Origin of the sequence: Aestuariivivens sp. NBU2969 (assembly GCF_019931125.1) — a bacterium.
GTDB lineage: Bacteria > Bacteroidota > Bacteroidia > Flavobacteriales > Flavobacteriaceae > Aestuariivivens > Aestuariivivens marinum.
The window spans coordinates 125134-145740 of the sequence record NZ_JAIOUU010000002.1; the positions used below are offsets into that span (position 1 = coordinate 125134).

The window sequence follows — 20607 nt, forward strand, 5'->3', positions numbered from 1 at the left end:
TTAGTTTCATAGTTCGACATTATCTTAGTTTTAAGATACTTCCACGATAAAATACTTGTGTTAAAGGGTTCATTTTTTTTACAAACACATTAAAATTTAAAACTGCCACTTTGTCACAAAATACAAATTAATTGTATCTTTGCAGCTGCCTTACAGCTGACGGGCACGAATATTGACCACTATGGTTAACTCAAGTTTTATGGAAAAAATAATTGACGAAAACAAACAAGGTGAATCGCTAATTTTAGAGCAAAAGGAAGGCAACACCCGTAAACTTTTTATTGAAAGCTATGGGTGTCAAATGAATTTTAGTGATAGTGAAATTGTAGCTTCTATATTAGCAAAAGAAGGCTATAATACCACACAGCAGTTAGAGGATGCCGATTTGGTTTTAGTAAATACTTGTTCTATACGTGATAAGGCAGAGCAAACGGTTCGTAAACGTCTCGAAAAATACAACGCCGTAAAAAAAATAAATCCAACCATGAAAGTGGGTGTATTGGGTTGCATGGCAGAACGCTTAAAGAACAAGTTCTTAGAAGAAGAAAAAATCGTAGACCTTGTGGTTGGTCCAGATGCCTATAAAGATTTACCCAACCTGCTTAGCGAAGTTAATGAAGGTCGAGATGCCATTAACGTTATCCTCTCCAAAGAAGAAACCTATGGCGATATTTCACCTGTTCGTCTTGACAGTAATGGTGTTACCGCTTTTGTTTCCATTACCCGTGGTTGTGACAACATGTGCACCTTCTGCGTGGTGCCGTTTACAAGAGGACGTGAGCGCAGTAGGGATCCACAAAGTATTTTGGAAGAAGTGAATGATCTTTGGAGTAAAGGATACAAGGAAGTGACCCTATTGGGGCAAAACGTGGATAGCTATCTATGGTATGGGGGCGGACTGAAAAAAGATTTTGACAAAGCCAGTGAGTTACAAAAAGCTACTGCAACCAATTTTGCAAAACTGTTAGAGCTGTGCGCAGAAGCACAACCTAAAATGCGTATTCGCTTTTCAACATCGAACCCCCAAGATATGACCATGGACGTTATTGAAACCATGGCCAAACATGACAACATTTGTAACTATATCCATTTACCGGTACAAAGTGGTAGCAATCGTATCCTAAAGGAAATGAACCGTCAGCATACTCGCGAGGAGTATTTTGAATTGATAGACAACATAAAACGTCTTATCCCAGATTGCGCCATTAGTCAGGATATGATTTCCGGGTTCCCAACCGAAACCGAAGAAGACCATCAAGACACCTTGAGTTTAATGGAGCATGTTAAATACGACTTCGGATTTATGTTTGCCTATTCAGAACGTCCGGGAACATTGGCAGAGCGCAAAATGGAAGACGATGTACCAGAAGACACCAAAAAACGTCGCTTAAACGAAATCATCCAATTACAACAAAAACATGGACTTTACAGAACGCAACAACATCTGGGCAAGGTTGAAGAAGTCCTGATTGAGAAGTCCTCTAAAAAATCGGATGCCCATTGGTCGGGTCGCAACAGTCAAAACACCGTTGTTGTATTCCCAAAAGAAAACTATAAAGTAGGGGATTTTGTAAATGTAAAAATAACTGACTGTACCAGTGCAACACTTATAGGTGAGGCTTTGGGATATTCAATTAATAATTAAAAAACTAGGAACACTAAGATTCCCGAAGTGTTCATTAAAACATTGAGCCTAAGCATTTTGAGAGTCTCTATGTCCAAAACAAAAATTACATGGAATCTGTTCAAACTATAAAACAACGTTTCGGAATTATTGGCAATACAGCCGCCTTAAATCGTGCCATTGAAAAAGCGATACAGGTCGCGCCAACCGATATTTCTGTATTGGTTACCGGCGAAAGTGGGGTTGGCAAGGAGAGTATTCCAAAAATAATTCACCAACTCTCCCATAGAAAGCACAACAAGTATATTGCTGTGAACTGTGGAGCCATTCCTGAAGGCACCATAGATAGTGAATTGTTCGGACACGAAAAGGGTGCCTTTACAGGCGCTACTCAAACCAGGCAAGGTTATTTTGAAGTAGCCGATGGCGGCACCATATTTTTAGATGAAGTTGGCGAATTACCTTTAACCACCCAAGTGCGTTTGTTACGTGTTTTGGAAAATGGGGAATTTATCAAAGTAGGTTCCAGCAAAGTGCAAAAAACCAATGTTCGTATTGTAGCGGCTACCAACGTAAATATGTTTGAAGCCATAGAAAAAGAAAAGTTTAGGGAAGATTTATTTTATAGGTTGAGCACTGTAGACATCCACTTACCACCGCTTCGGGAACGCCAAGACGACATCCATTTATTATTTAGAAAATTCGCCAGCGACTTTGCCTTAAAATACAAAATGCCAACGGTAAAACTTACTGATAATGCCATACAAGTACTGTTGAAACACCGATGGAGCGGTAATATTCGTCAGTTACGCAACATTGCAGAACAGCTATCGGTTTTAGAGCAAAACAGAACCATTACAGCTGAAACTTTACGCAGTTATTTACCAGCTACAGCCAACACAAATTTACCTGCCGTAATAAAAACATCTAAGTCTGAAAGCGATTTTAGTAGTGAACGTGAAATCCTGTACAAGGTCCTTTTCGATATGAAAAGTGACCTGAACGATTTAAAAAAGCTCACCATGGAACTCATGAAATCGGGAAATGTTAAGGATGTTGAAAAAGACCATGAGGGCTTAATTCAAAAAATTTATGGTAACGACGACTTTGAAGAGGAAGCACTTGAAGCTACTGAAGACACAGCCGAATTATTATCGATTCCAGAACACAGTACCAATATAGAAGAGACTTCAAACACAGATAAGTATCATTTTGCTGAAGAGATTGAAGAAGAGGAAACGCTGTCGTTACAGGACAAAGAATTGGAATTAATAAAAAAATCGCTTGAACGTCATAACGGAAAACGTAAATTAGCAGCAGCTGAATTAGGGATTAGCGAACGTACTTTATATAGAAAGATTAAACAATACGACCTTTAAACAAATTCGCAGTTACCAATAGTACTAGTAACTAATCATAATTGAAGCTAACAAAGCATAAATTAAAACATGAAACTATTAAAATACATTCTTTTACCTTTAATTATTATTACTTCTTTTGGTTGTAAAGTGCAATATGGTTTCACACAACCCAGTTCTATAGATGCTGAAACGTTTCAAGTAAATCGATTTGAAAACACATCCCTTTTGTTTGAGCCTGGCTTAGACCTTCTGTTTCAAAACACATTGCAAGACTTAATACAAGATCAAACCAACTATAAATTAGAAACAACTAATGCCGATTTGGTTTTTGAGGGTGAAATTACAGATTATAGAATATCACCCACCACAGCGACCTCGGACAATAGGGCTGCCCAAAACAGATTGACCATAAGTGTAAAAGTTAGATTCTACAATAGAAACAACGAAGAGGATGATTTAGAACAAACATTTTCTTTCTTTTATGACTATCCCGGAGGCGCACAACTCATTGGAGCACAAAAAACAACAGCCCATGAAGAGATTTTTGATAGAATAACGCAAGATATTATAAATGCTACATTAGCAAGATGGTAGCTTCGACAGCACTTTTACTTGCGTCGACAAGCTCAGCATAAGTTACTAAGTGTGACACCCCAGCTACCAATTTTTATTATTTAAAGAACACTTTTGGTGGTTGAGGTGTCATACTGAGCGCAGTCGAAGTACTCTCGAAACCACCAAAAAATAAAAAAACATATATTTGCTTTAGCTTAAACCAAACCATTGAACACCCTCGATTTCACATATTTATTACAGCACCCACAGGCTATGACCCACCAACAGATCGAGGACATAAAATCGATTATTGATGACTTTCCCTATATGCAATCGGCTCGGGCAGTATATCTAAAAGGATTAAAGGATCAAAGTAGCTTAAATTATAATCAGGAACTAAAAACGACGGCTGCTTTCACCACAGACCGTAGCATTTTATTTGATTACATTACTTCAGATGTTTTTATTCAAAATGAAATTTCTCAATTCATTAAACGAAATATTGAGTACTTAAAACATATAGAAGTTACTGCAGAAGATATATCGGTAAACAAAAGTGTCGCAATAGACGAGTTTCTTAAACAACAAATACAAGACACACTAGGTGTTTTGGATCCTTCCTTATTTCAACCAAAAGAGACTCTAACCAAACAAGCAGTAACTTTTAGTTTGAATGAATCTGAAACCATTGAGCCCGTAACCGAAAACACTAAAACGCAGGAAGTATCTGCAGAAACCATTTTGAGTTTAGGGCAACCTCTACCTTTCGATAAAACCGAAACGCATTCCTTTAACGAGTGGTTAAAACTAACGCGATACAAGCCTATAGATCGTACAAAAGACTCAAATGAGCCTGCAATAGAACTTAAACAAGAACTTCCTTCTATAGAAGATGAAAAAATTAAAAAGTTCAAGCTTATAGATAAATTTATCACTAATAATCCAAAAATAAAACCAACTTTATCTTCAGTGAACAAAGGTAATTTGGCAGAAGCTCAAATGATACAACCTGAAGCTTTAATGACAGAGACTTTGGCCCGTATTTATGTTGAACAAAAAAACTATAAAAAGGCCATTCAATCTTATAAAATATTAAGTTTGAAATATCCAGAAAAAAGTGGTTTCTTTGCAAACCAAATTAAAGCAGTAGAGCAATTACAAGAACAAAATAATAAATAATAATGAGTACGTTTACAATATTCTTAGCATTAATCGTAGTCGTGGCATTTTTGCTAGTAGTGGTCATCATGGTTCAAAACCCTAAAGGCGGGGGATTATCCTCTTCTTTTGGAGGCGGGGGAACTCAACAGTTAGGTGGTGTGAAAAAGACAACCGACTTTTTGGACAAAAGTACATGGACTTTAGCAACATTACTTTTGGTGTTGATCTTAGTTTCCAATGTTGCCATAAATAGAGGTTCGGAAAGTGTAGATTCTAAAGCATTAGATCCTGATGCACAAACAACACAACCTTTACCAGTATCTACCCCTGCAACTGATACAACTACTGATGCCGCAACTGATACACCAGTAAATACAACCGAAGACTAATTTACTACAAAACTTTACAAAAAATGCCAACTGTTTAAGTTGGCATTTTTTGTTTATATAGTTTTAATCTGCAAGTTTGTCAGTTATATTGGGTTGGCACATTTTTAGCTTAAAACAACATCGTTAATCAAAATTAAAATAAAAAATAATTATAAACTTATGAGCTTAAACATTAAACCATTAGCAGACCGTGTTCTTATAGAACCAGCTGCAGCTGAAACTAAAACAGCATCAGGAATTATTATTCCGGACAACGCTAAAGAAAAACCACAACGAGGTACTGTTGTAGCTGCCGGTCCCGGTACCAAAGACGATCCTATTACCGTTAAAGTTGGTGATACTGTTTTATATGGTAAATATGCAGGGACAGAGCTTAAACTAGACGGAAAAGACTATCTAATTATGCGCGAAAGCGACATCTTGGCAATAGTTTAAACAATTTAGGTTTCAAGCTTAAGGTTTCAAGTTCGAAGTTACCTTGCTTGAAAAACTAACTATTAACTTTGAACATTAAACTTTTTAACACTAAAAACATGGCAAAAGATATAAAATTTGAAATAGAAGCACGCGATGGTTTAAAGCGCGGTGTAGATGCGTTGGCAAATGCAGTAAAAGTAACCTTAGGTCCAAAAGGACGTAACGTAATTATTAGTAAAAGTTTTGGTGCCCCTCAAGTTACTAAGGATGGAGTTACGGTAGCTAAGGAAATCGAATTGGAAGACGCACATGAAAACATGGGTGCACAAATGGTAAAAGAAGTAGCTAGCAAAACCAACGATTTAGCAGGTGATGGAACCACTACTGCAACCGTATTGGCTCAAGCAATTGTAAAAGAAGGCTTAAAAAATGTCGCTTCAGGAGCGAATCCTATGGATTTAAAACGCGGTATCGATAAAGCTGTTGAGGCCATTACTGCGGATTTGGAAAAACAATCACAAGAAGTTGGTAACTCTTCAGAAAAAATAAAGCAAGTTGCTGCTATTTCTGCAAATAATGACGATACCATTGGCGAATTGATTGCTCAAGCATTCTCTAAAGTCGGTAAAGAAGGTGTTATTACTGTTGAAGAGGCCAAAGGCATGGATACTTATGTAGATGTTGTTGAAGGTATGCAATTCGACAGAGGCTATTTATCGCCATACTTTATCACTGATGCTGATAAAATGATTGCCGATTTAGAAAATCCCTACATTTTATTATTTGACAAAAAGATTTCTAACTTACAGGAGATTCTTCCCATTTTAGAACCTGTAGCGCAATCTGGCCGTCCCTTATTAATCATTGCAGAAGATGTTGACGGACAAGCCTTAGCAACTTTGGTAGTTAACAAATTACGTGGAGGATTAAAAATTGCTGCGGTTAAAGCGCCTGGATTTGGTGATAGACGTAAAGCCATGCTTGAGGATATTGCTATATTAACTGGAGGAACAGTGATTTCAGAAGAAAGAGGCTTCACTCTTGAAAATGCCGATTTGAGCATGTTGGGTACAGCTGAAACTGTAACTGTAGATAAAGACAACACAACTATAGTGAATGGTGCAGGAGACACAGAAGCTATTAAAGCTCGCGTAAACCAAATTAAATCCCAAATAGAAACTACAACTAGTGATTACGATAAGGAAAAACTTCAAGAGCGTTTAGCTAAACTAGCCGGTGGGGTTGCTGTTTTATATGTAGGTGCCGCTAGCGAGGTTGAAATGAAAGAGAAAAAAGATCGTGTAGATGACGCTTTACATGCTACAAGAGCTGCTGTAGAAGAAGGTATTGTTGCTGGTGGTGGAGTTGCTCTAGTAAGAGCCAAAGCTGTTCTTGAAAAGCTAGAAACTTCTAATTTAGATGAAACCACGGGTGTTCAAATTGTTAATAAAGCTATTGAAGCACCTTTACGTACTATTGTTGAAAATGCTGGTGGTGAAGGTTCAGTTGTAATTAATAAAGTACTGGAAGGCAAAAAGGACTTTGGTTATGATGCTAAGTCTGAAGCTTATGTAGATATGCTTAAAGCAGGTATTATAGATCCTAAAAAAGTAACACGTATTGCTCTGGAAAATGCAGCCTCGGTTTCTGGTATGATTCTTACTACTGAATGCGCTTTAATCGATATTAAAGAAGATGCTCCGGCAATGCCTCCAATGGGTGGCGGTGGAATGCCTGGTATGATGTAATTTCGATAAGCTCAACTACCATCTAGCTCAAACATTCAAAAAAACGCTTCAATTCATCTTGAGGCGTTTTTTTATTGGTCAATATTTTATAGCTTTAAACAAACATTATCTAAATGAAAAAACAATTGCGTTATGCGCTTGGAGAAATATTAATTGTAATTATTGGTATTTCAATAGCCTTTAGCTTGAATAAGTGTGCCGATACCAAAAAAAATGAAAATCTAAAATCATTATATATTAAAAGCTTAAAGGAGGACATTAAAGTAGATAAAAAGAATTTAGAACAAAACTTAAAAGAAATAAATACTAAAATTGAAACTTTAAAAGAAATTATTCCGTTAATAAACACAGATTCTCCAGAAAAAATAAAATTACGACAAGAACTATTTGGTACGTTTAATATAACTGAATTTTATCCAAATGATATCACTTACCAAACCATGATAAATTCGGGTGATTTTAAACTCATTAATGAATTTGAATTAAAAGCTGCGATAGAAAAGCATTATGCGAGTTATAAATCAATTCTTAAGGATTATTCCCGACAAGAAAATATACACAAGGAATTTTTAAGCAACTACATGGTTAATCATGCAAATTATGACGACATGAAAAAAGGAGCTTTTGGATTTAGCAATGAAGTCCTATTTAAAAACATTTTACAAAGCATGAATGGTTCTTTTTGGATAAAAAGGCTAGCTACCATCCGAGGTATTAAAAACTGTGATAGTTTATTGGTTATTTTAAAATAATTAGTTTTGGTTTACACCTCTAGAAATTTGCAAAATAGGTGATTTTATCTATCTCTTTTATAGACATCTTTTCCATTGGTTAACCACTCTAAAGTTAAACGAACAAAAACATTTTCAGTATAATTGTCCTTTTCAAACAAAAGGCCAATATCTCCATTGTTTAAAACTGTCATTGAAGAATAGGCAGCACTTCCAGAGTATATAGTCTTCCCCTTTGTCCAAGTTTTACCTTCATCATAACTAATGCGAACTGTCATATTCATCCTATCACCTTGTTTCTTAGCATTAGAAAATAAAAGTCGATTTTTATCATCTCCACTTATTATTGAAGTGTACCTTATTATGCTGGCATTACATGAAGGATCAATAAGCAAAGAATCAGGTTGTGTACACCAGGTTTCACCATTATCAGAAGATTTATGAACATACCTAAACCCTTTGCTATTTACTCGGCTATTGATCATCCAATCACCATTGGCCAACTCTACAATTTTAGATTCATCAGCAGGAGCGATTGGAGTATCAATAACATGCCAAGTCTTTCCATGATCTTTACTTCCAAAAACATACAACCCCTTTTGAAGGTTCACTAGTGTATGCAATAATATTCCTTTTGTGGTTTGAACACCTCTACCCGAGGTTATAAACTTAAAATCTTTGTGCCATTCGGTCTTTGAAATTTGCCTAGTGATATCCTTTGGCTCACCCCAAGTTTTTCCATTATCGGAACTTTTAATAACTTTTAAATAATACACGTCCTTTTCATGATTTAAATCCATATAATTATAAAACAGAAAAATATCCCCTGTTACTTTATCGACTATCATAGAAGGATCTGAAGCAGATTGACCCAAAGGATAATCTACTACGGTTTCTATTTTAGACCATGTTATCCCATTATCATCACTTCTTCTTAATACAATATTGATATCGTTACTCCATTTCAAATCTCCACATGATGGCACTCTTTCGTCAATTGCTGCAACCAAAACACCATTAGGCGCTGTTACAATAGCTGGAATTCTATAACAGGAAACTTTAGTATTGTTTTTAGCACTAAACAAAACTTTATAATCCAATATTTGAGTTTTGTGTTCCTGTGAATATAAGGCTAAAGACAAAACTATAAAAACACCATTATATAAAAATCTCATACATAACTCTTTTATTATTTTTTTGATTCAACTAAGATCACATACAATTAATATGGCTATATTTCTTAATATCTAAGCATTAGTTCTAAGCCTATTGTAATAAAACGCAGGCAACAATAACAACAATACAATAGGCTGAATAAGAAACCTTCGTACGTTAAAGAACATATAATAATCTTCTTGTCTTGGATTAACAACAAAGTATAAGTAAATAAAAATTAAAATGACAAAAGCCAAAACATATATCATTACAGAAAATTTAATGATATTTTTATCCTTAAAGGCAACATATAAGATGATAATGGAAATGATACTATTGAGTCCATAACGCAAACCCGTAAAAACTGTTAACTTAAACACCTCACGTCTTGGGTTATCGATGTATAAATAATCATTTTGAAAAAACACCAAATACGGATCGTAAAATAATTCGTTTTCGAAAACACGAATTAAAATTAACAATCCAAAAAGGAAAACTAAAAGAAAATATCTAGTATATCTATTCATTCTGTTTTCTGTTTATGGTTGCAAAATGCCTTACCCAAATCATCCATAAAAAAAATACCATACCATAAATTATAGCTGGAAAAATAACGGTGTGCAAAATTTCCCTTCGCCAAGGGTAATGATACAAGCCTATACTTAAAATTACTATCCTAAACAAATTAACGACATAAATCAGCACACATCCCGAAAACAAAAACATAACTGTTTGTTTTAATCTTCCTGAAAAAGCCACAATAAAAGAAGCAAACATAATAATGACACTAATGGAATTGCATCCCTCAATAATTCTTGCTACAAATTTTTTGTTTATGATAAGTTTCATTGAAGGCTCATCTGGATGGGGTACAACATGAACATCATAACCCAAATCACCTATCAAATGTTCAATTTGTTTAGCAACCAAATGCGTTATGTAATCAGGATAAAACTTGGTGTATTTTGAAAAATCTAAATAAAATTTATAGGAAAGAGAGAGTAAAATATACACTAATAAGAACGTCAGTATAAATCTTATTACTAATTTGTATTTTATGAGTAGCTTTTTCAAAAAAACGAAACAGTTAATTCTGTTAAATTGAGTGAAACGGGTATTCAAATTACGCCTTTTTAAATACTTTTACCAAAATTTTATTGTCATGACTTTTGATCAATTAAAACCAATGGTAGAATCTATAGTTTCCAATACCCAACAAACTGTAGACAACCGTCTCTTTGAAATATGTCAATTACTAGAAACATATGTAGTCTATTATAATTGGGTTGGTTTCTATTTTAGAAATGGCAATAAAGAAGAATTAGTACTAGGACCTTATGTTGGCGCTCCAACGGAACACACTATAATTCCCTTTGGAAAAGGCATTTGTGGCCAAGTGGCTGTAAGCAATAAGAACTTTGTAGTGCCCGATGTTTCTGCCCAAGACAATTATATAGCGTGCAGCATTTCGGTTAAAGCAGAAATCGTTATTCCCATTTTTGTAAACGGTAAAAACATAGGACAGATAGATATTGATTCGAACACTGCAGATCCCTTTACTAAAGCCGACGAAGTTTTTTTAGAATTTATTTGCGCTAAAGTGTCTGAAATACTATAGATTTAAACTTTCAAGTTTGAATTTCCCTTGTTAACAAACACCTCTTTTCGTTAAAAAATTACATTCATTTTAAAATTTCTAAGCGATTTTTCTGCTATAAATAGTTACTTTTGCATTTTATTTAAAATCACATATTTTTTAACAAACTCAACTTTAACTTCTCGTTTTGAGAATTTTATAAGACAACAAAAATGAGCAACGACAAAACCATTAAATCAGCTTTAATATCGGTATTTAGTAAAGATGGATTAGAACCTATTGTGAAAAAATTAAACCAACAAGGGGTTACCATTTTTTCAACCGGTGGTACCGAAAAATTCATAAAGGATTTAGGAATTGATGTTGTTCCTGTCGAAGAGATTACTTCCTATCCTTCCATTTTAGGTGGGCGAGTAAAAACTCTTCACCCCAAAGTATTTGGCGGCATTTTAAACAGACAAAACCATGAAGGTGATGTTGCCGAATTAGCTGAATACAACATTCCACAAATTGATGTGGTTATCGTCGATCTATACCCTTTTGAAAAAACAGTAGCCTCTGGCGCGAGTAACCAAGATATTATTGAAAAAATAGACATTGGAGGTATTTCATTGATCCGCGCTGCTGCAAAAAATTATGCCGATGTAATTTGTGTATCTTCCGTGAATGATTATGCCGAGTTTTTAGAGTTGATTTCTGCGAACAATGGTACTATTTCTGAAGCAGACAGAAAACGCTTTGCTGCAAAAGCTTTTAATGTTTCATCACATTATGACACCGCTATTTTTAACTATTTCAATCAAGATGGCAATGAAACTGTCTTAAAAATTAGTGAACCGAATGCCAATGTGTTACGCTATGGTGAAAATCCGCATCAAAAAGGATTTTTCTTTGGTGATTTTGATGCTATTTTCGATAAACTTCACGGCAAGGAATTAAGCTACAACAACCTATTGGATGTTGATGCAGCAGTTAATTTGATGGGAGAATTTAAAGGTGACGCACCAACATTTGCTATCCTTAAACATAACAACGCTTGTGGTTTAGCGCAACGTGACACCTTGCTTGAGGCTTACAAAGATGCTCTTGCTGGTGATCCTGTTTCAGCTTTTGGAGGTATTTTAATAAGTAATACTGAAATAGATAAGGCTACGGCTGAAGAAATCCATAATTTATTCTGCGAAGTAGTTATTGCACCAGCTTTTTCAAAAGATGCTTTAGAAATTTTAAAAGGCAAAAAAAACAGAATCCTTTTAGTTTTAAAGGACATTGAATTGCCTAAAACCAATGTAAGAAGTTGTTTGAATGGTGTTTTGGTTCAGGATAAGGATAACATTACCGATAGTGCTGACGATTTAACAAATGCAACTAAATTAGCGCCAACAGCATCCCAAATAGACGATTTGTTGTTCGCTTCAAAAATTTGCAAACATACAAAATCGAATACCATTGTTTTAGCCAAGGACAAGCAACTATATGCCAGCGGAACCGGGCAGACCAGTCGCGTTGATGCCTTAAATCAAGCTATACACAAGGCAAAATCCTTCAATTTTGAATTAAACGGTGCAGTAATGGCCAGTGATGCTTTCTTTCCATTTCCTGATTGTGTTGAAATTGCTAAGAACGCAGGTATTTCTGCTGTAATTCAACCTGGTGGTTCCATAAAAGATCAATTAAGTATCGATTATTGCAACGAAAACAATGTGACTATGGTGATTACTGGCACACGTCACTTTAAACACTAGATTTAATTTATGTTAATAGTTGTAATTGAGCCTCTTCAGTTTTCAATAAGCGGTATTCAATGATCAGTAACATTTGCAATCTAAAAACCGATGAACAACGTATATGCTTAATATACTTTAAATCTACAGAATTTTCAGCTTTATAATATCTAGTATATTATTAACTTTTATTACATTTACGACATTCGTTGTTTAAACCTTTTAACACCAGATATTACACATGGGATTTTTTGACTTCCTAACCGAAGATATTGCAATAGATTTAGGTACTGCAAATACACTTATTATACATAACGACAAAGTTGTTGTTGACGCTCCTTCAATTGTAGCTCGGGACAGGATTTCAAGTAAAATTATTGCAGTAGGTCAAGAAGCTAATTTAATGCAGGGAAAAACCCACGAAAACATTAAAACCATTCGTCCTTTAAAGGATGGTGTAATTGCCGATTTTGATGCTTCAGAGCAAATGATAAGCATGTTCATTAAAAATATCCCGGCCTTAAAAAAGAAGTTTTTCACCCCAGCATTGCGTATGGTCATCTGTATTCCTTCCGGAATTACCGAAGTAGAAATGCGTGCTGTAAAGGAAAGTGCTGAACGTGTGAATGGTAAAGAGGTTTACTTAATACATGAGCCAATGGCAGCTGCCATTGGTATTGGCGTAGACATCATGCAACCCAAAGGTAACATGGTGGTAGATATAGGAGGTGGTACTACCGAAATTGCCGTGATTGCTTTAGGCGGTATTGTTTGTGACAAATCGGTTAAAATTGCTGGTGATGTATTCACCAACGATATTGTTTACTATATGCGCACACAGCATAACTTATACGTAGGAGAACGTACATCTGAAAAAATAAAAATACAAATAGGTGCTGCAACAGAAGATCTAGAGTTACCTCCAGAAGATATGAGTGTTCAAGGTCGTGATTTGCTTACCGGAAAACCAAAACAGGTATCTATTTCGTACCGTGAGATTGCCAAGGCACTTGACAAATCAATTTTACGTATTGAAGACGCGGTTATGGAAACGCTTTCACAAACCCCTCCCGAGCTGGCTGCCGATATATATAATACTGGTATATACTTAGCAGGTGGTGGTTCAATGTTAAGAGGTCTGGACAAACGTTTATCACAAAAAACAGATTTACCTGTTTACATTGCCGAAGACCCATTACGTGCTGTAGTAAGGGGAACTGGTATTACACTTAAAAACTTACCTAAATACAAAAGTGTATTGATAAAGTAGAGTAAAAACAGGTCTATAAACCATGCAACAAATTGTAAATTTTATTATAAGAAACAAAAACTTTTTGTTGTTCTTGTTGCTGTTTTCCTTATCTATCTTTTTTATCATCCAATCGCACTCTTACCACAAAAGTAAGTTCATTAATTCTGCTAATTTTTTAACTGGAGGCATTTACAATAAAGTAAATAATATAAGTGAATACTTTAGCTTAAAATCCCAGAACAAAATTTTAACCGAGGAAAACAATAGGTTAAATTCACTTTTATACAATAATTCCAATAAAGTAGATACAAGTTTTATAGATAGTACAAAATTTTCAAGTCAATACCGATTCACCTCTGCCAATATCATAAAGAATAGCTATAATTTACACAATAACATGTTGTTATTGAACAAAGGTCAAAACGACAGTATAAAAGAAGATTTTGGAGTTATTTCTTCAAAAGGTATTATAGGTATAGTCGATAAAAGTAGTACTAATTACTCTACAGTAATTTCTATATTGAGTACAACAAGTCAAATAAGTGCACAACTAAAAAACACAAACCACTATGGCTCGTTAAAATGGAACGGAAATTCCCCTGAACTTGTACAACTTGTAGATATTCAAAAAGTTGCCCCTGTAAAAATTGGTGACACTATCATAACGTCAGGGCGTTCTTCAATATTTCCAAAAGGCATTCTGATTGGAGCTGTCCAAGATTTTAAATTGGACGATGCCGAAAATTTTTATACACTAAACGTAAAGTTATTTAATGACATGACCAATATCGAGCATGTACATATTATTGAAAACATAGACAAACCCGAAATAACCAATCTGCTAAATGAATAGTGTTATTTCCATACATACCATTCGTTTTATAATACTTGTGTTAGCCCAAGCGCTTATTTTTAACCATATTAATTTTTTAGGGTATATCAATCCTTATCCATACTTATTATTCATCTTATTTTACCCTGTAAAAAATAATAGGATGCTATTTATTTTTTTAAGTTTTTTATTGGGCCTAACAGTGGATATGTTTTTGGACACCGGTGGCATACATGCAGCTTCATCTGTATTGATTGCTTATGCAAGGCCAATATTTTTAAAATCATCTTTCGGTATGATTTACGAACACCAAACCATTAAATTTAGCGCAGTAGAGTTTGGCTCAAAACTTACCTACATTACTTTTTTAACAGCTATTCATCACATAGTTCTTTTCTCTCTGGAAATATTTAGTGCTTCAAAAATAATTTTAACCCTGCAAAGAGCGTTATTCTCAAGTATATTTACTATACTTTTATGTGTATTGTTAACTATAATATTCTCCAGGAATAAGGCATGAGAAAATTTTTGCTTTTCTTATCAGTAATTAGTGTTGGATTTATTTTTATTGGGAGGTTATTTTATCTTCAGGTATATACCGCTTCTGAACACGATTTATTTTTAGACAATGCTATTAGAAAGGTTTATGATTACCCCAAACGTGGTTTTGTATACGATAGAAACGGCGAGCTTTTGGTTGCCAATCAGCCATCTTATGATGTCATGGTCATTCCAAGGGAAGTTGACTCTTTCAATATTGAAGAATTTTGTAAACTGTTAAAAATTGATACGGTTCAATATAACAAAACATTAAAACAGGCGACAAATTACTCTCCAAGACTTCCTTCGGTTTTCGTATCTCACCTATCTAAGGAAGATTACGCCGTGCTTCAAGAAAAAATGCGAAAATATGAAGGATTCTATATTCAAAAACGATCCTTAAGGCATTACCAAAGATCCATTGGCGCCAATGTATTGGGCGATATTGGAGAGGTTAATTCCAGGGATATTACATCTGATTCCTACTACACTATGGGTGATTTAATGGGAAAACAGGGCGTTGAAGCTTCCTATGAGGATATTTTACGCGGTGTAAAGGGTTTAAAATTTATTCAAAAAGATCGCTTTAATAGAGATATTGGTCCTTACAAAGAAGGAAAACTGGATATTCTTCCAGAACAAGGCAAGGATATTACCATTACTATTGACGCTAAGTTACAAGAGTATGGTGAGTTACTTATGCAAAACAAACGCGGTGGTGTTATTGCCATTGAACCTGCAACTGGTGAAATTTTGGCCATGGTGGCTGCTCCTTCATACGACCCAAACATTTTGGTTGGTAGAAACCGCTCGAAAAACTTTACCAAACTATATAACGATAAAAAAGCCAATCCTTTATTCAACAGAAGCCTACAAGGGCAGTATGAGCCTGGTTCCCCCTTCAAATTAATGAATGCCTTAATAGGTCTACAGGAAGGTGTTATAACACCTCATGAAACGGTGACATGCTATGCAGGTTATAGATATGGCAATAGATTTATGAAATGCCATTGTTATATTGGCAGACGCAATAACATGATTTCTGGCATTCAGGAATCGTGTAATGCCTATTTCGCAACCGTATATAGAAAAATTTTAGACAAGAACGGCAATGCTTCAGATGGCATTGATGTATGGAGCAAACATGCCAAAAGTTTTGGGTTGGGCAATTTTTTGGGCTATGATTTAAAAGTAGGTCAACCGGGAAGAATACCCGATAGAAATTACTACAAACGAGTTTACCCAAACACCTTTTATTCAACATATACCATTTCAAATGCCATCGGACAGGGAGAAATAGCCACAACACCAATTCAACTTGCCAATATGATAGCCGCTATAGCTAATCGAGGGTACTATTACACACCCCATATAATAAAGTCTATTGACGGTGACACCATCCCAAAAAAATTCACCACTCGCAACTATACTTCTATCGATAAGCAACATTTTGAACCTGTTATTGAAGGCATGCATCAAGTATACAAAAATGGTACGGCCAAATGGTTACAGGTTAAAGATATCGACATTTGTGGAAAAACAGGAACCGTAGAGAATTTTACAAGGATTGATGGTGAACGAAAACAATTAACAGATCACTCTATTTTTGTTGCTTTTGCACCGAAAGAAAATCCAAAAATAGCCATTGCGGTATTTATTGAAAATGGGTATTGGGGTAGTCGATTTGCTGGTAAAGTAGCCAGTTTAATGATTGAAAAACATATAAAGGATGAAATTACTAGAACAGATCTAGAAGATTGGCTTCTAAGATATGGTCTAGAAAATGAATACGAGAAACCATACTCTGGTAAACCTTTCAACATAAATGACAAAACAATAGTTCATCCTGTTGATGACCTAGAGTATGAGCGATTAAAAAAACGACTGCAACAATTTAAAAACTAAAAAAGTTAATGGTTAGAGAAACCAACAGGCATTTTAAATTCGATTGGATTACCATCTTTCTTTTTTTACTACTGGTAGGTTTTGGATGGCTAAATATTTTTTCGGCTTCACATACTGGCGAAACAATAGATTACTTTGACTTATCACAACCTTACGGTAAGCAATTAATTTTTATACTACTTACCTTTGGGTTAATAATTTTAATTCTATCTGTAGAAGCCAAGTTTTATGAACGGTTCTCTAGTATCATTTACATAATTTCTATGGTCTCTCTTGTAGGCCTCTTCCTTTTTGGCAAAAATGTTAATGGCGCTACGTCTTGGTATGCCATTGGTGGTATGACGTTACAACCCAGTGAGTTTGCCAAAGCAGCTACAGCCTTGGCCGTTGCTAAATACATTAGCGACTTAAACACCGATATTAAGCAACTTAAAGACCAACTACAAACCTTTACCATAATTATAATTCCTGCGCTTTTAGTGCTATTACAAAACGATACCGGAAGCACCGTAGTCTATGGCGCTTTTTTCTTTGTACTGTACCGGGAAGGCCTGCCTAAAATATTTTTAACACTAGGGGTAGTTGTTATTTTTCTATCGCTTTTTTCACTGAAATTCGGGTTTTTAATCACAACTATTATAGCAGCTATCTCAATTGTTGCACTTTATTTTTTATCGAAAAAGAAACCTCCAATTGTAATGTCGTTAATAGTCCTATTGCTCTGTATGGGTTTATCCTTTAGTGTGAAATTTTTCTATCAGGATATTTTAAAACCCCATCAACAAGATCGGATTAGTCTTTGGTTACGTTTGGAAAAGGATCCAGAAAAATTAGAGCAAATGAAAAAAACCTTTGCTTACAATCTTAATGAGTCAGAAAAAGCGATTAGCTCTGGAGGTATCTCTGGAAAAGGTTTTTTGGAAGGTACCCGAACGACCGGAAAGTTTGTACCAGAACAACATACTGATTATATTTTTAGTACTGTTGGTGAGGAGTGGGGATTTATTGGAAGTGCATTAGTAGTGGTTACTTTTGTTTTGTTACTGTTACGTATCCTTCATTTGGCTGAATTACAAAAGTCACAATTTAGTAGGGTTTATGGTTACGGCGTGGCCTCAATAATTTTCATGCACTTTCTCATTAATATTGGTATGGTTATGGGATTAATTCCAACAATTGGTATTCCATTACCTATGTTTAGCTATGGAGGTTCAGGTCTTTGGGCATTTACCTTTTTACTGTTTGTCTTTATTAAACTAGATTCTAACAGAATAAATGAATGGTGACCCAGTAGATAATGTGTTAAAGACAGTACTGATTTTAGCCTTTTTACCCCTTAAAATGAAACTTTTGTCCCTACTTTTTCAACTCTAATTTTTCGGCAAAATAATCACAAAAATCCTTCATGGTGGCTGTCATCTTCGCATCCTGTGTTGCTCGGTTAAATGTATCACTCATGGCTACCAAGGTTTGGTGAAAAAACACCTTCATTTCATCCACTGGCATATCCTTAGTCCATAGATCAATACGTAATGTTTCTTTAGCTTTACTATCCCAAACCGAAAGCAACATAGCTTTAGCCTCTTCTTTAGTAATCCCTCCGTCTACTGCCGTCCATTGCAACTTTTCCGGAACACGATTTTCGTCCAATTCTACTAGCAGCTCTATTTTTGATGTTAAGTGATTTGCCATTTATTTTCTGGGTTTAAACTTAGAATTATTAAAAATATCTTCAGGACTTTTAGTAAGCATGTCTTTTAGAGACACATCATTGTTTGCCATATAAGCACGTACAATTTGCCAACCAATATACTGTCCCAATCTTGCTGGAGACTCATTATCTATTTGCTCTAGTCGAAACTTAGTGAAAGGAGCTGGGTTAATAAACCGATTTGGTAATTTTGAATCTGTACTATATAATAGTTCTCGTTCTATAAAATAACGCCAAATATAACTTTCATTAGCTACAGCCCATTGTAGTTCATCTTCTGAATAGCTGATACGTTCTGCTTCTGTTTTAAAAGGAATCATTATGTCGTTAAAATACAAAAGCTTTCCAAAATAAATCATTTCGTCCAAAAGCGATCGTCTTTGAGATTGATAAATATATTTCTTAGCATAAGCACTAGATAAATCGACTACCAATTGTTCTTTTTTTAAATCTTCATATATATATTTAGGTATACGGCTATTTACATAAAACTCATGATCATCCCCTAAATAGGAATCAATAGATAATAAGGCAATAGTATCTGTAACAATTACTTTATTTCTATAGTCCACATCATTTGTTACGGTAATAATTCTTGGCGGGTTAAACTCAGGAAAATAATAGCGTAGATGATTAAATAACGATTCAATTTCCAATTCTATATCATCAAAATTCGGAAAAGCTTTTTCAACCTCAGCGTATAACTGACGTTGCAAAGTGTCATTTTTTTTGGCAACCCAAAACGAATCTGGATATTTTTCGGCAAACATGAACGGATAAACCTGCTTTAGTTTCGGCAAATCTTTAACATCAGTGTTGGCAAACATTCTGTCAAAACGTTCAACGGTTATATTAGTATTTATTTTAGCTATGTCTTGTTCAAACTTATCGTCCTTTTTACAAGAAGCGGCCAACATAAGCATAATGAAAAGTAATCTCGTATACTTCATATAAAAACTTAAACGGTTTAATCTTTTATATATTGAGGGGTTTCTTTTATTTTTGTTTGCAAAGGTACTATTCTTAGATTTAAATTTAGCGTAATATGCAAACAGAAAAAGTAGTAAACCATATTGTTAATTGGTTAAAGGATTATGCTACTAAAGCAAATATGAATGGTTTTATTGTTGGTATTTCGGGAGGTATTGACTCTGCTGTCACTTCAACTTTATGCGCTAAAACTGGCTTAAAAGTTTTATGTTTAGAAATGCCCATTCACCAAGCAAAAAGTCATGTAACAAGAGCTCAAGAACACATAGCTCAATTAAAATCCAGATTTGATAACGTTATGGACATACGCACCAATTTAACTCCTGTTTTTGAATCGTTTAAGACAGAAGTTATAGCAGATGGCAGTCAGGCTACTGTAGATATGGCACTAGCTAATACCAGAGCCCGTTTGCGTATGGCTACCCTATACTACTATGCCGGTTTATATAAGCTACTTGTAGCCGGAACAGGAAACAAAGTCGAAGATTTTGGTGTTGGATTCTTTACTAAATATGGTGATGGAGGAGTTGATTTGAGTCCAATTGCCGATTTGGTAAAATCTGAAGTTTATCAATTGGGAGATTTTTTAAAGGTCCCTGAAAGTATTATGAAAGCAGTACCCAGTGATGGCCTTTTTGGAGATGCTAGAAGTGATGAGGACCAAATTGGCGCTTCGTATCCCGAATTGGAATGGGCTATGGATATGGATAACAAAAACAAAACTTCTAAAGACTTTACTGGACGCAAACAAGAAGTCTTTAAAATATACAAACGCTATAACAGTTCAAACAAGCACAAAATGGTCCCCATACCTGTCTGCAATATCCCGAAGAAATTTAATTAATACATTAAAATTGTAAAAAAAGTAGTATCTTTACATTATAGCTTAAGTCTCTCAACCAACCTATATAATCA

The 20607-nt window shown here is 34.9% G+C and carries 21 protein-coding genes; 16 read left to right on the forward strand and 5 right to left on the reverse strand.

Features of this window, described 5'->3' with window-relative positions; genetic code table 11:
• Positions 1–199: 199 nt before the first annotated feature.
• The 8 genes from miaB to K7G79_RS02315 all read left to right on the forward strand — a co-directional run bounded on the left by miaB (position 200) and on the right by K7G79_RS02315 (position 8007).
• Positions 200–1645, forward strand: coding sequence for a tRNA (N6-isopentenyl adenosine(37)-C2)-methylthiotransferase MiaB (gene miaB / locus K7G79_RS02280; protein ID WP_223548757.1), 1446 nt, complete (start codon positions 200–202; stop codon positions 1643–1645).
• 89 nt (positions 1646–1734) lie between these two features.
• Positions 1735–3003 carry a sigma-54-dependent Fis family transcriptional regulator gene (locus K7G79_RS02285; RefSeq protein ID WP_223548759.1) on the forward strand — a complete coding sequence of 423 codons (1269 nt, stop codon included), beginning with the start codon at positions 1735–1737 and terminating at the stop codon, positions 3001–3003.
• 69 nt (positions 3004–3072) lie between these two features.
• Complete coding sequence (lptE, locus tag K7G79_RS02290; protein ID WP_223548761.1) at positions 3073–3579, forward strand: LPS assembly lipoprotein LptE; 507 nt, start codon at positions 3073–3075, stop codon at positions 3577–3579.
• Positions 3580–3768: 189 nt separating this feature from the next.
• On the forward strand, positions 3769–4719 hold the full coding sequence (locus K7G79_RS02295) for a hypothetical protein (protein ID WP_223548763.1): 951 nt from the start codon (positions 3769–3771) through the stop codon (positions 4717–4719).
• A gap of 2 nt (positions 4720–4721) precedes the next feature.
• Positions 4722–5090, forward strand: a complete 369-nt coding sequence (gene secG / locus K7G79_RS02300; RefSeq protein ID WP_223548765.1) for a preprotein translocase subunit SecG — start codon at positions 4722–4724, stop codon at positions 5088–5090.
• A gap of 159 nt (positions 5091–5249) precedes the next feature.
• A complete protein-coding gene (gene groES / locus K7G79_RS02305) occupies positions 5250–5525 on the forward strand; it encodes a co-chaperone GroES (RefSeq protein ID WP_223548767.1) in 276 nt (91 codons plus the stop codon).
• Positions 5526–5623: 98 nt separating this feature from the next.
• Positions 5624–7255 carry a chaperonin GroEL gene (groL, locus tag K7G79_RS02310; protein WP_223548768.1) on the forward strand — a complete coding sequence of 544 codons (1632 nt, stop codon included), beginning with the start codon at positions 5624–5626 and terminating at the stop codon, positions 7253–7255.
• Positions 7256–7368: 113 nt separating this feature from the next.
• Positions 7369–8007, forward strand: a complete 639-nt coding sequence (locus tag K7G79_RS02315; protein WP_223548770.1) for a DUF6090 family protein — start codon at positions 7369–7371, stop codon at positions 8005–8007.
• Between the two features lie 44 nt (positions 8008–8051).
• Here the strand turns inward: K7G79_RS02315 and K7G79_RS02320 are convergent, their stop codons facing one another.
• From K7G79_RS02320 to xrtF, 3 genes are all read right to left on the reverse strand, one after another.
• The gene (locus K7G79_RS02320) at positions 8052–9161 is read right to left on the reverse strand and encodes an exo-alpha-sialidase (protein ID WP_223548772.1); all 1110 of its coding nucleotides are present in this window, start codon (positions 9159–9161) and stop codon (positions 8052–8054) included.
• 72 nt (positions 9162–9233) lie between these two features.
• Entirely contained in the window at positions 9234–9668 is a 435-nt protein-coding gene (locus K7G79_RS02325; RefSeq protein WP_223548774.1) for an exosortase F system-associated protein, read from the reverse strand.
• On the reverse strand, positions 9661–10263 hold the full coding sequence (gene xrtF / locus K7G79_RS02330; RefSeq protein ID WP_370634179.1) for an exosortase family protein XrtF: 603 nt from the start codon (positions 10261–10263) through the stop codon (positions 9661–9663). Before xrtF ends, K7G79_RS02325 begins: the two co-directional genes overlap by 8 nt.
• 40 nt (positions 10264–10303) lie before the next feature.
• Between xrtF and K7G79_RS02335 the strand changes: the two genes are divergently transcribed.
• The 7 genes from K7G79_RS02335 to rodA all read left to right on the forward strand — a co-directional run bounded on the left by K7G79_RS02335 (position 10304) and on the right by rodA (position 18277).
• Positions 10304–10759: a GAF domain-containing protein gene (locus tag K7G79_RS02335; RefSeq protein ID WP_223548778.1), complete on the forward strand. Its 456-nt coding sequence runs from the start codon at positions 10304–10306 to the stop codon at positions 10757–10759.
• Between the two features lie 191 nt (positions 10760–10950).
• Positions 10951–12483: a bifunctional phosphoribosylaminoimidazolecarboxamide formyltransferase/IMP cyclohydrolase gene (gene purH, locus K7G79_RS02340; RefSeq protein ID WP_223548780.1), complete on the forward strand. Its 1533-nt coding sequence runs from the start codon at positions 10951–10953 to the stop codon at positions 12481–12483.
• A 220-nt stretch (positions 12484–12703) separates the two neighbouring features.
• Positions 12704–13732 (forward strand): rod shape-determining protein, encoded by a 1029-nt coding sequence (locus K7G79_RS02345; protein ID WP_223548782.1) that lies wholly within the window; start codon positions 12704–12706, stop codon positions 13730–13732.
• 22 nt (positions 13733–13754) lie between these two features.
• Entirely contained in the window at positions 13755–14567 is an 813-nt protein-coding gene (gene mreC / locus K7G79_RS02350) for a rod shape-determining protein MreC (protein ID WP_223548784.1), read from the forward strand.
• Positions 14560–15066: a rod shape-determining protein MreD gene (locus K7G79_RS02355; RefSeq protein ID WP_223548786.1), complete on the forward strand. Its 507-nt coding sequence runs from the start codon at positions 14560–14562 to the stop codon at positions 15064–15066. The genes mreC and K7G79_RS02355 overlap by 8 nt, the downstream gene beginning before the upstream one ends.
• Entirely contained in the window at positions 15063–16991 is a 1929-nt protein-coding gene (gene mrdA, locus K7G79_RS02360) for a penicillin-binding protein 2 (protein WP_223548787.1), read from the forward strand. Before K7G79_RS02355 ends, mrdA begins: the two co-directional genes overlap by 4 nt.
• Positions 16992–16999: 8 nt before the next feature.
• Positions 17000–18277 carry a rod shape-determining protein RodA gene (rodA, locus tag K7G79_RS02365; RefSeq protein WP_223548789.1) on the forward strand — a complete coding sequence of 426 codons (1278 nt, stop codon included), beginning with the start codon at positions 17000–17002 and terminating at the stop codon, positions 18275–18277.
• Positions 18278–18347: 70 nt separating this feature from the next.
• Here the strand turns inward: rodA and gldC are convergent, their stop codons facing one another.
• A complete protein-coding gene (gene gldC / locus K7G79_RS02370; RefSeq protein ID WP_223548790.1) occupies positions 18348–18683 on the reverse strand; it encodes a gliding motility protein GldC in 336 nt (111 codons plus the stop codon).
• Positions 18684–19652 (reverse strand): gliding motility lipoprotein GldB, encoded by a 969-nt coding sequence (gene gldB / locus K7G79_RS02375; protein ID WP_223548792.1) that lies wholly within the window; start codon positions 19650–19652, stop codon positions 18684–18686.
• Positions 19653–19747: 95 nt separating this feature from the next.
• On the opposite strand from gldB, the gene nadE reads away from it, so the two are divergent.
• On the forward strand, positions 19748–20536 hold the full coding sequence (nadE, locus tag K7G79_RS02380; RefSeq protein ID WP_223548794.1) for an NAD(+) synthase: 789 nt from the start codon (positions 19748–19750) through the stop codon (positions 20534–20536).
• Positions 20537–20607 lie beyond the last annotated feature (71 nt).